Raw genomic sequence first — 14,399 nt, forward strand, 5'->3', positions numbered from 1 at the left:
GAAGTGCCCAGGGCATGCGGATTGCACTTACGCCGTGTCCATCTTGGAGGTCCCTATGAGAAGCTATTCGCGTTCATCCATTGCACTCTTTGCGTTCGCCTTCGTGGCGGGGACTGTTGGTTTGATCGCCTGTTCTGCTGACAGCTCCCATGACGGCGCATGGGACGGGGAAGGATCGGGCGGTTCGAATAATTCGGGTAACGTCAGCGGGAGCTCGTCGTCGGGGTGGAATGGCGGCGGAAGTGGCGGAGGCGGTTTTCAAGGTACGGGATCGGGTGCGGGTGAACCGCCGCCGCCTCCGCCGCCGCCCGACGGTCCACCGGATGCGGGCGCGGACGCGGGTCAAGTCACGTGTGACGAGCTCGATCAAACAAAGCCCGTCATCCTTTATCTTTCGGCCGACGACTCGAATTCGATGGCATCGCCAGCGCACGTTCGCGAATTGATCGGTCTCGGCGTGTCGCCTTATCCGACCGAGGTTCGGACGTACGAATTCTTGAATTATTACAACGTCGCGTATCCTGCTCCCGAAGTGGGTAAATTGGCGCTCTTCCCCGAGCTCGATGCGACCGCGGTGCCCGGCGAATTCGACTTCCAAATTGGGGTGCGGTCCTTCGACGCCGTAAAGCCTCGACGGCCCATGACGATCACGTTTGTCCTGGATACATCGGGCTCCATGGGCGGACCCGGGATCGAACGCGAGCGCGCGGCGGTCAAGGCCATTGCACAAAGCCTCACCGAAGGCGATATCGTCAATATGGTCACGTGGAACACGTCGAATAACATCGTCTTGGATGGCCGGGTCGTGACGGGACCGAACGATGCGCAGGTATTGGCGCAAGCGAATGCACTCGAAGCGAGCGGCGGGACCGATTTGCACAGCGGGCTCGTGAAAGGCTACCAGCTTGCGGAGAAGCATTATGGATCGACGCGGCTCAATCGCGTCATTCTCATCAGCGATGGCGGGGCGAACGTGGGCGTGACGAGCTCGGATTTGATTGGTCTGAAGTCGCAAGATGCAGACAAGGAGGGCATTTATTTGGTCGGTATCGGCGCCGGTTCGGCCCTTTCGTACTCGGATCAGCTCATGGATGTGGTCACGGACAAGGGTCGTGGCGCATACGTATACTTGGACAATCTTGGCGAAGCGACGCACATGTTCGTGGATCGTTTCGACGAAGTGATGGAAGTGGCTGCGCGCGGGGTTCAAATCGAGCTCACGATGCCGTGGTATTTCCAGATGCACAAGTTCTACGGGGAAGAGTATTCGGGCGATCCCAAGGAGATCGAGCCGCAACATCTTGCGCCGAGCGACGCGATGATTTTCAATCAGGTGCTCAAGGCGTGCAGCCCGAGCATCATCGAGCCGACCGATACGATTACGGTGCGTGCCAAGTGGAAGACGCCGCTTGCGTATTTGGATCAGCAAACGGAGGTGACGATGACCGTGGGTGACTTGCTTTCGGCGCAAAAGGCGGGTTTGCCGAAAGCGAAGGCCATCGTGGCGTATGCCGAAGCGCTGAAGGCGCCGTCGAAGCAAGCATTCGACGATGCGCTGGCGCTCATCAAAGCGGCCGACCCAGCGAGCACGGACGCGGCGCTGAAAGAAATCGCGTCGCTCATCGCAGCGCACCCGAACAATAAATAAATCACACCGCCAGCTTCACGTCTTCTTCGTGAAGCTCGTCGCTTTTGCCTGAATCCCCCCGTTCCGCTTGCCGCATGAGCCGCCAGATGTGCCTGCCGAGCACGTCGATTTCCGTCGACGCGTATTGCTCGCCGCCGAAGCGCTGAATGTTGCGCGTTTGCAAAGCGAGCAGCTCGGCATCTTGGGCAAACACTTTGAGCCCCAACGGCATGAGCAATGGCGCGAGCAGCCAACCCGGAAAGATACGCACTTTGAAGCTGACCACGGCGTAAATGTGCGTCAGAAAATCCGACACGGGCGTCATCGCCGCAGAAACATAAAAATGGTTTTCTGTGCCAATCTTGTATTCTACCTCCGCGATCGACGGCAAAATGAAGCGATCGAAATGCGTGACGACGCCGCCCGAGGGAGACAGAATGCGCGCCACGATTCCCGTGGGCCTGGGTTCGCCGATGTATTCGGCAACGACTCGATCGTGGCTGCGCGTCACGTGCGCCGTGATTTCAATGCCGCGCGGTTTCGACCGAAAAAGACCGCGATGCAAAAATTGCGTATGGGGCACGTCGAGCGCATTTTCGAGGGCTGCATGCATCGTCGAATTCGCTTCGACGCGCCTACGCACGGCCGTGTATCCCTTGCCCAGCCGAGGAAACGCATAAGGTACGGTGGTGGGCTCTTCGTTCGGTGTGGAATATACCCAGACAAACCCGTCGGATTCCATCGCGGCGTAACCTGGAGCATGCTGCGCTTTGTTCACCGACCCCCCGACCAGAGACGGGACGAACTTGCACGTGCCTTTGCGATCGAAACGCCAGCCGTGATAAGGACATTGAAGCTGCCCTTCGACGACTTCGCCAATCGATAACGGTACGTTACGATGTGGACAACGGTCGAGCAACGCTCCGGGTTTTCCGTCGCCGTCGCGGAACAGCACGAGCGGCACGCCGAGCAGTGTACGCGCGATGGGGACTTCACCCAGCTCGCGCGAATCTGCCACGATGAACCAGTGCCCTGGAAGCCTTGCTACGGAGGCGCGGACTTTTGCGCGAGGTGGCGCGAGCAGGCTTTCGGCGGGCACAAGGCGCGCGTCATCGTTGCGCGGTGCAGAATCATCGTTGGCGTCGGGACCCATCGCGGCAAGCGTTCCGCGTTTTGGGGCCTTTGGCAAGCATGAAAATCCTCGAACACATCACCCGCGGTCGTGGTATCCATATCGTTCATGAACAAAACCATTTCCGTTCTTTACTTGGGCACAGTAGCAGCAGGTCTTTCGGTCGTTCTCGGCGGTTGCGGCAGCGACGTCGCAAGCACCGTGACGACGACGTCGTCGGGAACGTCGTCTTCGAGCGGCGGTGGAGCTGGTGGCGAGGGAGGCATGGCTGGAGCAGCCGGGGCGGGTGGAATGGGCGGGATGGCCGGAGCTGGAGGCTCGGGCGGGGCGGGCGGCGGCATGGCGGGAGCTGGAGGCATGGGCGGTGGAGGGCCGACGTGTGCCAAACCGGGCAATCCGTGTGGAGATTGCTTGTTCGACCAGTGCAACCTTGCCTATTGCGGTTGCCAAGACGAGGCGGATTGCACGGGCCTCATTGGGTGCATTCAAGCCTGTCCGCCCATGATGCCCGATTGTGCCAGCGGATGTTACGCGATGCATGCAGCAGGGTTTGCCGAATTCACCATTGCATCGAGCTGCGCCGGCACACTTTGCGCGCCCTCCTGTCCGGGGTCCGATCAAGTCAAAGCGTGCGACCTTTGCTTGGCCCAACAATGCGAAATGCAACTCGAAGCATGCCTCGGCAATGCCGAATGCTTCCCGCTCATCGATTGCAATGAGGCTTGCATGGGGAACATGGGCTGCCAGCAGCAGTGCGTCGCGATGTATCCGAATGGCGTGCCCGTCGTGCAAGCACTATTCCAATGCGCCGGAATGGGTTGCGGCATGGCGTGTAATTGACGCGAGTCCTGCATCCCCGTTGCTCGCCGAGCCCCTCCTCGGTGCAAAATCCGATGCATCTTTCTTTACGTCGTTCGTCTTTGCGAGTAACCTCGCGCGGCTCACGTGCGGCGTGTACCTCGAACGAACTCCAAAACCATGAATGCAAGATCTCTGCTTCGCCCTTCGCATCTCGCTGCTTTGGCGCTCGCGCTGCCCGCGTCGTTCATCGGCTGCGGCGGCGGGACCTACCAAACGCCCGTGTATGACGACCCGTTTGCTCAGAGCGGCGGTGATCGCGATGGTGATGGCATCTCGGACATGAGCGACCAATGCGTCAACGATCCCGAGGACGGGATCCTGCCCAAAGCCAACGACGGCTGTCCTGCCACAGACCCGGACAACGATGGAATTTTGCTGGCCGATGATCGTTGTCCCGATGCCAAAGAAGACGGTGCGCCGCCAAACCCCACGGATGGATGCCCCACCGACGATACCGATCAAGACGGCGTGGCCAATGCAAAGGACGCATGTCCCGCGCAGGCCGAGGACAACTTGCCGCCGAATCCGAACGATGGTTGTCCATCGCCCGACACGGATGGGGATGGCATAGCCGATGTACACGACAAGTGCCCATCGGAAAAAGAAACGATGAATGGCAATCGTGACGATGACGGTTGTCCCGACCAGGCCGCCGGCGAAGTTGCTTACGACGATAAATCGCACGAAATCGTCATTCCCGAAACACGCAAAATCGATTTCCAGCTCGATTCGGCAGAAATACAGCCGGAAGCCCGGCCGACGATTGCCGAAATCGCCAAGATTTTGAAGCAATACCCGCAAATCCAACGCCTCGAAATCGAAGGACACGCGTCCACCAAAGGCGACAAGTACTACAACGTGAACCTCACGGAAAAGCGTGCGCGAGCCGTCGCGCAGGCGCTCGTCGATGCAGGTGTCGAAGAAAACCGGCTCGTGCCCATTGGTTATGGCGAATATTGCCCCGCCATCGATCGAGGGGACGAAGTCGACGATCCCGTCAATCGCCGCGTGCTGCTCAAAGCCGTGCAAGTGAGCGGCGTTTGGCAAGACGTACCTCGTGGCTGCTGGCGCGCCAAAGCCGCCGGAATCGATCCCACCAAACGTAAGCCAGGGCTGTCGCAATCTCAAGCGCCGAGCCCCGGACCAACCAATCCCACGCCTCCTCCCGTCACGCCTGCAGGGGGCGCCTGAGCGTGAAACGTTCTCTCTCAACCTTGGAGCACTCTACCATGTCGAGCTTTCGGTTGTTTGCCATTCTCGCGATTGTCGCTGCCCATCCGATTCTCACCGGCTGCGGCCCCACGCGAGCTCAGATCGATCCCAGGAACGTCGCCGATCTCAAGATTCGGCCATCTTCCGGCCAAATGCTCTTTTGCCCCGGCACACACTTTGGTGTCGAATTCGTCGCCAAATTGAAGGATGGCAGCACGTGCAGCAATCTCAATGCGACGACCGGGTGCATGAATCAGAAAGACACGGTCATCGATCCGACCGTTCTGCGTCTTTCCGGTAGCAATGGTCGCGTCCAGGGACAAGGTTGGGTGACGGATGCCGACCCGCTGAAGACGGCCGATTCCGGCGTTCGCCTTCGCGGATGGCTCGAACAAGTCTTCAATGGCCAAACGGTCAAGTCGATGGTCAACGAAATCGACCTGAAGCCCGTGTACCAATGCAAAGAGCAGGCGAATTACACGCCGGGCAATGGCCGAGAAGATGGAACCAATGGCGGCGCGGGACCGGCCATCACGATTGCCATCACGACGCTGTCGACGCCGTTTTACGCCGACGCGGCGCTCATTCGCGTCGAATCCGGCACGATGCGCGAATACTTCATCAGCCCCTCCGCGGACAAACCCATTCGTATCACCGCAGGCGGTCAACCCGGCGCGCAGGGCGTTCGAGGAACACCCGGAACGGACGGCCAGGCCGGTGCCGCTGCAGGGGGCGATTGCCAAAATGGAAGCAATGGCACCGACGGCACTGGGGGCGGCGCGGGCGGCAAGGGTGGCGATGGCGGGCCCGGCGCCACCATCAAAGTCATTCTCGACGAAACCAATGCCGACAAACTCAAGGGTCGGCTATTGATTGCAAATCCTGGGGGCGCTCCCGGTGAAGGAGGGTTTGGTGGGTCAGGCGGAAGGGGAGGTCCTGGAGGAGCTGCGGGCGCCAAACCAGCAAATGCCCCCTCCGATTGCAATCCGGTCGCGGGCAATCCGGGCAACAATGGGCCAGACGGTGCGCGCGGCGCTCGAGGCATTCAGGGGCCGGCGGGTCCTGCGCCCATTTTTGAAATGGCCAAGCGTCAGGTCATTTTCGCCAACGAGCTGCAAGCGATTCAGCGCATCGAAGGAGCCGGCGGGCGCCCCAAGTCGTGATTGTCAGAGGTCCTTCGCTGCTTCCGCCATCACCGTCGGGAGCGGCGAACGGCCGCTTGCCATTTGCGAAAACCGCACCGCCGCCGGATGCGGCACTTTGGCAATCGCTTCCAGCTCCGTCGGCCGCACCGTCTGATACAAAAGTCGCACGGTGACTCGTTTGACCGCACTTCCCTTGGGAATTCGGTATTCCACCAGATCCAATCCCGCACCGAACGATAGGTCTCCCGTGACGCCCACCGGGCCGATCCATTCGATCCATTGATCGGACTTCGACCATCCCACCGGCAAAATGCGATTGTCCTTCAGGTAGCCGACCGATTCCAGCGGCAAATGCGTCGGTTTGCCGGCCGCATTTTTGGCAATGGACTCGTAGACCTGCACTTCGTTTTCCGATTGAATCACATCGCGGTGAGGCATGACGGCATCCGCCACATCGAGCCGCTTTCCGGCGCGGTCCACGAGCGCCCCGGAGGCGTCGAAGCCGCCCGATTCGAAGAGCACTTCGCCGCTCGATCCTTCCGCGCGCAAATGCACCCACACGCGCCTGCCTGGATACGCCGTCGGCAGCTTGTGCCCCGTGTGATTTTCAATGGACACGACCACGGCCAGCGTTTCACCTTCGAGCGACGACGTCAAAATGGATACGGCTGCACCTTCCGCCAAATGACTTTCGGCTGCATCGGCCGCTTCGAGCAGTTCCGAAGAAGGCACGGTGCTTCCCGTGAATGCCACGTTATCCGCGAGCAGCCTCAGCATGTACGCATTGCCTCCACTGAAACGATGTTTTCCGAATGGCTTGCGCGGGGGCAAACCGTCGGGCCACTTCGCAATGGGAGACTCGAGGTCGACCATGTTGTCGTCTTTCGTGGGCATGTGACACGTACCGCAAGGAACCCCGGGAGAATACGTCGAGTTTTTCCATTCGAGGTACGGGGCTTGCTCGAGGAAATCCCCCTGCTTTTTACCGTTTTTCATGATGGGTATCACGACGGTATGACACGTGGCACATACCTCGCTCGTCGTGATGTGCCCTGCGGATGTCGGCGTGTAATTGACGATGAGCTGCATCGGATCGACTTTGGGGACCAAATGCGGCCCGTAGATCTTACGCTCGTAACCAATCGTGAAACCGCCCGTGAAGCTCGCGGTTTTCCCCAGGTTTTCGTCGGCGATTTGATGACAAAGTGTACAAGTGACACCATCGCGTCCGAGGTTTGTCTCGGGCGTGTCGCCTGACATGAGCGAATCGAACGTGAGGTGCCCGCCGGTCTGCTCGTGCTCGACGGATCCCGCGGGCGCATGGCAACGCGTGCATGTCGTTTCGACGAATGCTTTGTCGTTCGTTTGTTTCAGGAGCTCTTCGCCGAAAATGGCCAGGTAATAGGGGTCGCGTGCAGCGAACGCCATCATGGACGAACGCCACAAATACACGGGCGAGATGTCGTTGCCTGCAGGGTCGTGCAATAGAGTGGTTTCGGGGCCACCGAAATGGCATTGCGCGCACTGACTATGGGTTGCGAAGCGGTCGGTGGCGGTGATGTTGACCGGCGCGATGTCTCCCATGGGCGGGGGCAATTCGATGGGTGGGTCGGTGTTACCGCCCGTCCCACCGGATGAACTGGGATTCGCGTTGCCACAAGCTGCGGCAACGATGCTCAGAGCGAGCGGCGTGCAAAGGCGGATGAATCGAAAAGAGTCGAGCATGGTTTGCCCTCCGTCGATTGGCGAATGCGACGAGAAAGATCAAACCAGAAATTGGACTGAAGTCAGCGGATTTCTTCGCGAAAAAGTTGCGCATGACGCGACGCAACGTTGCGTAATCGAGCTCTGGGCGAGAAGGCGAGATGCCCGTCAAGGGTATGACACTCCCGGCGACATGATGCCGAGTCTTCGAGGACGAACCTGCAAATATTTTCGGACAAACGGTCGTCTCGAAACACGGTTTCATTGCCAAATGTTTTTCTTGGCCAGCGTCGCGTTTGTCGGGTACATGCGGGTAAGCGCGTATGGATGAACGAGACAATCCAGACAACTTGGAGACGACGAGCGCCACGGCATGGCATCCGATGCTCGTCAAGCTCTTCGATCAGTTTTTGCCCGGGGGGTGGAAGTTGTCCGCCGAATTTTTGCTGAATCGATTGCCGCAGCGAGTCGACATCGTCGTCATTCGTTTGGATGGTACGCCCACGACCGAGGCGCGGAAAATTCGCAGTGTATTCGAGCATTTGCGCAAGCATACGCTCGTCGAGTTCAAAGGTCCGACCGATGACCTCGAAGCCATCGATGCGCTCACGCTGCTCGCGTATGCTTGTCAGTACATGGCCATGCACCGGATCTACGAGCCGGATGACATGCGGCTCATGGTCGTGGCCGATCGCATTCCGCCGTCGTTCATCCAGCAAGTCGAGCGGATGGCGGGAAAGTTTGTCGCCGTAGGAAATGGGCTTTGGCGGGGACACATCGCGGGTTTGTCTCTGCATGGTGTCGAGCTTCGCGAGGCGCACAAGGCGGCGCCTTCCGAACGCCTGCTCTACGTGTTTTCCAAGGCGTTCTTGAAGGAGCCCGCCGCGATTGAACCGCTGGACAAGGACGAATTGGAGATGTACCGTTTGTTGAGTCAGCAGGTGGTGCAGTTTCGGAGGCAGAGACCAACCATGGCCCTCAGAGATGTAGACCTCGCCGAGAAGTGCTTCGAAGAAGTGGTGGAGAAGTTTCTTCAAGGGCTGCCGCCCGAGCAACGTCTTGCGGGACTGCCGCCCGAGCAACGTCTTGCGGGACTGCCGCCCGAGCAACGTCTTGCGGGACTGACGCCCGAGCAAGTGCTTGCGCACTACACGCCGGAGAAACTGTTTGCGAGCTTGACGCCCGAGCAACGGTTTGCCGGCTTGACGCCCGAGCAGATCGCTGCCGCGCTGACGCCAGAAGCGCTCGAGATCATCGCTCGCAAAGCACGTCACTGAAGGGCAAATCTGGATCAAACAACATGGCCTTCAGAGACATCGACCTTACCGATAAGTGCTTCGAAGAAGTGGTGGCGAAGTTTCTTCAAGGACTGACGCCCGAGCAACGTCTTGCGGGACTGACGCCCAAGCAACGTCTTGCGGGACTGACGCCCGAGCAAGTGCTTGCATACTACACGCCGGAGCAACTGCTTGCGGGCTTGACGCCCGAGCAAGTGCTTGCGGGAATGACGCCCGAGCAGATCGCTGCGGTGCTGACGCCGGAAGTGCTCGAGATCATCGCTCGTAAAGCACGTCACTGAAGGGCAACGCTAACCAAACGACCACGACCCTCCGCGACGCCGACCTTTGTCGGTGATGCGTCAAGGTCTGCTCAGCACGCTTTCGATGGGCGACACCTGGGCCGTGAGCAAATTCCTGCACCCGGTGACCTTTTTACCGTCGAGCGTGTAATGAGACGGATCGGGCTGGATGACCACCATGGCAATGTGGAGCTTTCCGTCTTCCACCCGCGCTTCGAGCGGCTTTCCCGCGATTTCGCTGAATGGAACCAAGCACGTGGCGCGGGCCCTGGCAGGATCGTATTCGGTCCCCGTCGGAGCATTTGGGCGCAATCGATCTTCGACCAAAAACGTATCCGTCTTGCCTGGGGCAGCTCGCAAAAGAAGCCGCGGCTCGTTTTGCTCGTACCCTTGCGCTGCAAATGGTTTTACATCGTGAATGCGCATTTCCAGAACGTCACCGACGAGCACCGCGTCGTATTCACGTCCTGTGCTGCTTTTCCACGAACCCTGGAGCGATTCGAGCTGCTGTTTGGCGTTCGACACCGGAACTGCCGTCGCCGCGGGCTGCGGGGATTGCCCGTCGGTCGACGAAGCCGGCTGTGCTGAAGCGCGAGGCTTTTGTTCTGCAGGACCGAACCAGCCGAGACCATACGAAACGCCCAAACCCACCACGATGGATACGACGACCGTCAATGCGATTGCACCTCCACGATTGGGCGGGGGCGGCGCCGTGGGATTGTTCGGCGCCGTAATGGCCGACGCAGGAGCCGTAACGTTGCTCGACATGGGCGCTCGCGGCGCGTCCGTGACGATGGGCATTGCAGGCACCGTCGTATACGGCGCCGTCGTGGGAGCACCCGGTGCCGTCCCGCCTGGTCGCGTATGGACGTCGACGGGGATTTGCGCCAATAGCTCTTCACACGAAGCAAATCGGTGTTCTCGCTGTTTTTCGCAGCAACGCCGAACGATATTCTCGAGCCAATCCGGTACGTCCGGGCGTCGCGCCGGGATGGACGGCAATGGCTCACGCACGTGTTGGCTCATCAATTCGAAACTGCTCCCATCGTACGGCCGGGTGCCCGTGAGCAATTCGAAAAGCACGATCCCCAGCGCGTAGATGTCGACCCGTTTGTCCAAGTCTTTTCTACCCAAACATTGCTCGGGCGCCATGTACCGCACCGATCCAATGACGCCGGTCGTTCTCCCAAGTCCCTCTTGCGCCTCCGACTCTTCCTTGGCAATACCAAAATCGGTCACTTTGACCACGCCGTCCTTGGCCCGGACGAGCACATTGGCGGGCTTCAAATCGCGGTGAATGATTCCTTCCGCGTGCGCCGCCGCGACGCCACTCACGATTTGCCGAAAAATCGAAAGCACTTCGGAGATCGGTAGCTGCGTTCCATTCGTCGCGTTTCTTTCGAGCCGTATATCCAGCGACTCGCCTTCGATGAATTGCATCACCAAGCAAACATCGTTTTCATCGGCGACGACGGCATTGAGCCGCACGACGTTGGGATGATCGATGCGAGCGAGCGCTCGCCCCTCGGCCAAGATGCGTTCGCGGTAATCCTTCAGGTGCGTATATTCCTTACGGATTGCTTTCAGCACCACCGGGACGTCAGTGACGATGTCCCGACAGAGCCACACGATGCCCATGCCGCCTTCGCCGAGGAGTCTTTCGATCTTGTACTTTCGGTCGACGATCGCGCCGGGAGCGAGCTGTTGCATGGTGTCTCGATGCTGCCAAAGTGAACGCAAGCGCGCGGAAAGCTTTCCCGCGCGCACGCCGGCATACTACATCAAGACGCGCGGCCCGGTCTACCCAGCTCTTTTTCGAGCGCCAGTACGCGCATTGTGGTTTTGATCACGGTGTCCGGGTTGAGCGAGATCGCGTCGATCCCGAGCCGCACCAAGTATTCTGCCATTTCTGGATAGTCGCTTGGCGCTTGCCCGCAAATGCCTGCGTGTCGCCCATTGCGATGCGCTCCTTCGATCGCCAGCCGCATCATCGTTTTTACGCCCGGATCTCGCTCGTCGAAGTCGAACGCCACGATTTCCGAATCCCGATCCACGCCCAGCGTGAGCTGCGTGAGGTCGTTCGAGCCAATCGAAATGCCATCGAAGATGCGGCAAAAGTCGTCGATGAGCACCACGTTGTTCGGAATTTCGCACATCACGTACACTTCCAGCCCGTTTTCACCTCGCACGAGCCCGTGTTTCGCCATTTCCGCGAGCACTCGCTCGCCTTCGTCCACGCGACGGCAGAACGGAATCATCAGCTTCACGTTCGTCAAACCCATTTCGTCGCGTACTTTTTTCATCGCCGCGCATTCGAGCGCAAACGCTTCGGCATAGGCTGGATGGGCATAACGTGATGCGCCGCGGAATCCGATCATCGGGTTTTCTTCGCGTGGCTCGAACGCGGCCCCGCCCACGAGGCTTGCGTATTCGTTCGTCTTGAAGTCGCTCATGCGCACGACCACCGGCTTCGGATAAAATGCGGCAGCAATCGTGGCGACTCCGTACGCGAGGCCATCGACGAAATATTTCGCGCCGCTTTCGTAGCCTGCCGTGAGCTCGGCCATGATCTTCCGATCGTTGTCGCTCAGCACCCGCTCGGGATGCAAAAGCGCCATGGGATGAATGCGCAGCGTGTCGTTGATGATGAATTCGAGCCGCGCCAAACCCACGCCGTCGTTCGGCAATGCCGCCAGACCGAAAGCCAGGTTCGGATCACCCACGTTCATTTGAATGTGCGTATGCGGTCGCGTCAAATCACCAAGCTCCACGTGCGTGACGTGCGTTTTCAAGAGCCCGCGGTAAATGCGACCGACGTCCCCTTCGCTGCACGACACCGTAATCGATTCGCCGTCCTTGATGATTTTCGTCGCGTCTTTCGCGCCAACCACCGCGGGGATGCCCAATTCGCGCGCCACGATCGCCGCATGGCATGTGCGTCCGCCGCGGTTCGTCACGATCGCCGATGCGCGCTTCATGATCGGCTCCCAATCGGGTGACGTCGAATCGGCCACCAGCACATCGCCGACGCCAAATTGAGCGGCGTGCGACAAGTCCACCACGACGCGTGCTTTTCCTTTGCCAATTTTCTGCCCGACCGCGTACCCTTCCGCGATCACTTCGCCTTTTTCTTCGAGCGCATACGTTTCGAGCGACGCGCCTTTGCGCTGCGATACCACCGTCTCCGGCCGCGCTTGCACGATGAAAAGCTCGCCCGTTCGGCCGTCCTTCGCCCATTCGATATCCATCGGACGATAAACGCCCGCTTTGCGCGAGTAATGCTCTTCGATCACCAATGCATGCCGCGCGAGCTCCAAGGCTTCGTCGTCCGTAATCGAAAACCTGCGACGATCCTCGACAGAAACGGCTCGATTGATCGTGCGAGCGTCACCCTCGCCCGAATACTCCATCCGCAATTGTTTGGCTCCAAGGCGTTTTTTGACGATGGCCTGTTTGCCTTGCCGCAAAGTTGGTTTGAACACGTAATGTTCGTCCGGGTCGACCATACCTCCGACGACATTTTCTCCGAGCCCGTATGCGGACGTAATGAGTACGACGTCACGAAAGCCGCTTTCGGTATCGATGGTGAAGATGACGCCGGCGGCGCCGTGATCACTGCGGACCATTTTTTGAATGCCGATCGACAAGGCGACTTTGTCGTGTTCGAAGCCTTGATCGATGCGGTACGAAATGGCGCGATTGGTGAATAGGCTCGCGAAACAGCGCGTGCATGCGTCGCGCAAGGCGGCTTCTCCGCGAACGTTCAGAAAACTTTCTTGCTGACCGGCGAACGAGGCATTGGGGAGATCCTCTGCCGTGGCGCTCGAACGCACCGCCACGTCGTCCGTCCCGTACTTTTCGACGAGCTCGGCGTAGGCCGTTTTGATTTCGCTCCACACATCGTCCGGAATGCCAGCTTGGAGCACCAACTTTCGGCATGCGGCGCCGCGTCGTGCGAGGTCTGCGATGTTGCCTTTATCGACACCGGCGAGCAGCTCGCTTATCGGTTGTCGAATACCCGTTTCGTCGAGCACGCGGTGGTAGGCGCGGGCGGTCACTGCAAATCCTTCGGGCACGCGCACGCCTTGCGCGGCGAGCTCGCGGACCATTTCTCCGAGGGAAGCATTTTTGCCTCCGACGAGCGGGACGTCATCGATGCACAAATCGCGAAACCAGCGGATGAACGAGGGCATGTATCGAGCTCCAAAGTGGGCGTGTGCGTGAGGGTCTTGCAAGCTCTGGGCCGAGCGACCGGGAGGCTCGTCATCGAGTCTCGAGCGGACGATCCTACCTGCCCCTCGAGCTGGACACCAGCGCGCGACCACTGCAGCGCGGCCGACGCATGGCCTCGACGAACTGTTTGTCCCCATAGGGTTTGTCCTCGATGCTCGGCGAGTCGATCGGGCCACTCATGTTCGTCTGGCGCCATGTTCCGCAGCTTCTCCGCGATCGGCGACGACACCCACAACGACACCCTTTCCTTGCGGGCTCTTCGAGTCCGGACTATCTAGCGTCAGGGTTCGGTCATGCGATTCGCGTGGTCATCGCTTTTCGTTTCAATTCTGACGCTCGCGTCCGTTTTCTCGTCTGCGGGATGCAAACGTCGCTACGAAGTGGGCGACAAAGTGCTCGTGGAATGGGAGAAAAACGTCTACCCCGCGGTCATCCTGGAAACGAACGGCCCGACGAAAATCAAGGTGCACTACGAGGGCTACGATCCGATCTGGGACGAGACCGTGCCGCGCGATCGGATCAAGGGGTTCAACGAAGGGAATGCGCCTCCTCCCGAACCTCCGCCGAAGGTTCGCGCCAAGGCGCTCCAGGCCGCGCAAACCAACGTGTACAAGATCGGTGACAAGGTCCGCGTCGAGTGGCACGGGACGATGTATCCCGCGGTGATCGTGGGCATCGTCGGTCAAGAAAGATACCGCATCCACTTCGAAGGCTACGGCAACGAGTGGGACGACACCGTGGGGCTGAATCGCATTCAGCAGCGGTGATTTCACTCGAAAGCGCTCGGTTGCCCGCACGTGTCGGCGCCGTGTCAGCGAACGACACTTTTACTTTTCTCCTGGCACGAGCGGCTGGCACCGATTATACGCCGCGGCGTTTTGTGTCGAACGCCGCGATCGCCGGTTG

General features: G+C 59.6%; 11 protein-coding genes. 7 read left to right on the plus strand and 4 right to left on the minus strand.

All coding sequences use genetic code 11. The features are described 5' to 3' along the window. Nucleotides 1-55 precede the first annotated feature (55 nt). Nucleotides 56-1,648, plus strand: coding sequence for a VWA domain-containing protein (locus tag IPM54_23940; GenBank protein ID MBK9262841.1), 1,593 nt, complete (start codon nucleotides 56-58; stop codon nucleotides 1,646-1,648). A 1-nt stretch (nucleotide 1,649) separates the two neighbouring features. Here IPM54_23940 and IPM54_23945 read toward each other — a convergent pair whose 3' ends face one another. Next, nucleotides 1,650-2,780: an aromatic ring-hydroxylating dioxygenase subunit alpha gene (locus IPM54_23945; protein ID MBK9262842.1), complete on the minus strand. Its 1,131-nt coding sequence runs from the start codon at nucleotides 2,778-2,780 to the stop codon at nucleotides 1,650-1,652. An 87-nt stretch (nucleotides 2,781-2,867) separates the two neighbouring features. Here IPM54_23945 and IPM54_23950 point away from each other — a divergent pair, with 87 nt between their 5' ends. The 3 genes from IPM54_23950 to IPM54_23960 all read left to right on the plus strand — a co-directional run bounded on the left by IPM54_23950 (nucleotide 2,868) and on the right by IPM54_23960 (nucleotide 5,995). Continuing rightward, entirely contained in the window at nucleotides 2,868-3,599 is a 732-nt protein-coding gene (locus IPM54_23950) for a hypothetical protein (protein MBK9262843.1), read from the plus strand. A 138-nt stretch (nucleotides 3,600-3,737) separates the two neighbouring features. Then, nucleotides 3,738-4,811 (plus strand): OmpA family protein, encoded by a 1,074-nt coding sequence (locus IPM54_23955; GenBank protein MBK9262844.1) that lies wholly within the window; start codon nucleotides 3,738-3,740, stop codon nucleotides 4,809-4,811. Nucleotides 4,812-4,849: 38 nt separating this feature from the next. Continuing rightward, a complete protein-coding gene (locus IPM54_23960; protein ID MBK9262845.1) occupies nucleotides 4,850-5,995 on the plus strand; it encodes a hypothetical protein in 1,146 nt (381 codons plus the stop codon). A 3-nt stretch (nucleotides 5,996-5,998) separates the two neighbouring features. Here the strand turns inward: IPM54_23960 and IPM54_23965 are convergent, their stop codons facing one another. Continuing rightward, nucleotides 5,999-7,702: a hypothetical protein gene (locus tag IPM54_23965; GenBank protein MBK9262846.1), complete on the minus strand. Its 1,704-nt coding sequence runs from the start codon at nucleotides 7,700-7,702 to the stop codon at nucleotides 5,999-6,001. Nucleotides 7,703-8,004: 302 nt separating this feature from the next. On the opposite strand from IPM54_23965, the gene IPM54_23970 reads away from it, so the two are divergent. Further along, nucleotides 8,005-8,958 carry a hypothetical protein gene (locus tag IPM54_23970; GenBank protein ID MBK9262847.1) on the plus strand — a complete coding sequence of 318 codons (954 nt, stop codon included), beginning with the start codon at nucleotides 8,005-8,007 and terminating at the stop codon, nucleotides 8,956-8,958. A 23-nt stretch (nucleotides 8,959-8,981) separates the two neighbouring features. Then, the gene (locus tag IPM54_23975) at nucleotides 8,982-9,260 is read left to right on the plus strand and encodes a hypothetical protein (GenBank protein ID MBK9262848.1); all 279 of its coding nucleotides are present in this window, start codon (nucleotides 8,982-8,984) and stop codon (nucleotides 9,258-9,260) included. 60 nt (nucleotides 9,261-9,320) lie between these two features. Here the strand turns inward: IPM54_23975 and IPM54_23980 are convergent, their stop codons facing one another. Beyond that, the gene (locus IPM54_23980) at nucleotides 9,321-10,970 is read right to left on the minus strand and encodes a serine/threonine protein kinase (protein MBK9262849.1); all 1,650 of its coding nucleotides are present in this window, start codon (nucleotides 10,968-10,970) and stop codon (nucleotides 9,321-9,323) included. A 71-nt stretch (nucleotides 10,971-11,041) separates the two neighbouring features. Further along, nucleotides 11,042-13,453 (minus strand): phosphoenolpyruvate synthase, encoded by a 2,412-nt coding sequence (gene ppsA / locus IPM54_23985; protein ID MBK9262850.1) that lies wholly within the window; start codon nucleotides 13,451-13,453, stop codon nucleotides 11,042-11,044. 333 nt (nucleotides 13,454-13,786) lie between these two features. Here ppsA and IPM54_23990 point away from each other — a divergent pair, with 333 nt between their 5' ends. Then, on the plus strand, nucleotides 13,787-14,260 hold the full coding sequence (locus IPM54_23990; protein MBK9262851.1) for a hypothetical protein: 474 nt from the start codon (nucleotides 13,787-13,789) through the stop codon (nucleotides 14,258-14,260). The last annotated feature ends 139 nt before the right edge of the window (nucleotides 14,261-14,399 follow it).

The organism is Polyangiaceae bacterium (genome assembly GCA_016715885.1).
Taxonomy (GTDB): Bacteria; Myxococcota_A; Polyangia; order Polyangiales; family Polyangiaceae; genus Polyangium.

Bases quoted from the DNA above. Each gene is read 5' to 3' on its own strand.
- IPM54_23970 (MBK9262847.1), top strand. From the start codon at position 8,005: ATGGATGAACGAGACAATCCAGACAACTTGGAGACGACGAGCGCCACG.
- IPM54_23990 (MBK9262851.1), top strand. From the start codon at position 13,787: ATGCGATTCGCGTGGTCATCGCTTTTCGTTTCAATTCTGACGCTCGCG.
- IPM54_23975 (MBK9262848.1), top strand. From the start codon at position 8,982: ATGGCCTTCAGAGACATCGACCTTACCGATAAGTGCTTCGAAGAAGTG.
- IPM54_23965 (MBK9262846.1), bottom strand. From the start codon at position 7,702: ATGCTCGACTCTTTTCGATTCATCCGCCTTTGCACGCCGCTCGCTCTG.
- IPM54_23955 (MBK9262844.1), top strand. From the start codon at position 3,738: ATGAATGCAAGATCTCTGCTTCGCCCTTCGCATCTCGCTGCTTTGGCG.
- IPM54_23960 (MBK9262845.1), top strand. From the start codon at position 4,850: ATGTCGAGCTTTCGGTTGTTTGCCATTCTCGCGATTGTCGCTGCCCAT.
- IPM54_23940 (MBK9262841.1), top strand. From the start codon at position 56: ATGAGAAGCTATTCGCGTTCATCCATTGCACTCTTTGCGTTCGCCTTC.
- IPM54_23945 (MBK9262842.1), bottom strand. From the start codon at position 2,780: ATGGGTCCCGACGCCAACGATGATTCTGCACCGCGCAACGATGACGCG.
- IPM54_23950 (MBK9262843.1), top strand. From the start codon at position 2,868: ATGAACAAAACCATTTCCGTTCTTTACTTGGGCACAGTAGCAGCAGGT.
- ppsA (MBK9262850.1), bottom strand. From the start codon at position 13,453: ATGCCCTCGTTCATCCGCTGGTTTCGCGATTTGTGCATCGATGACGTC.
- IPM54_23980 (MBK9262849.1), bottom strand. From the start codon at position 10,970: ATGCAACAGCTCGCTCCCGGCGCGATCGTCGACCGAAAGTACAAGATC.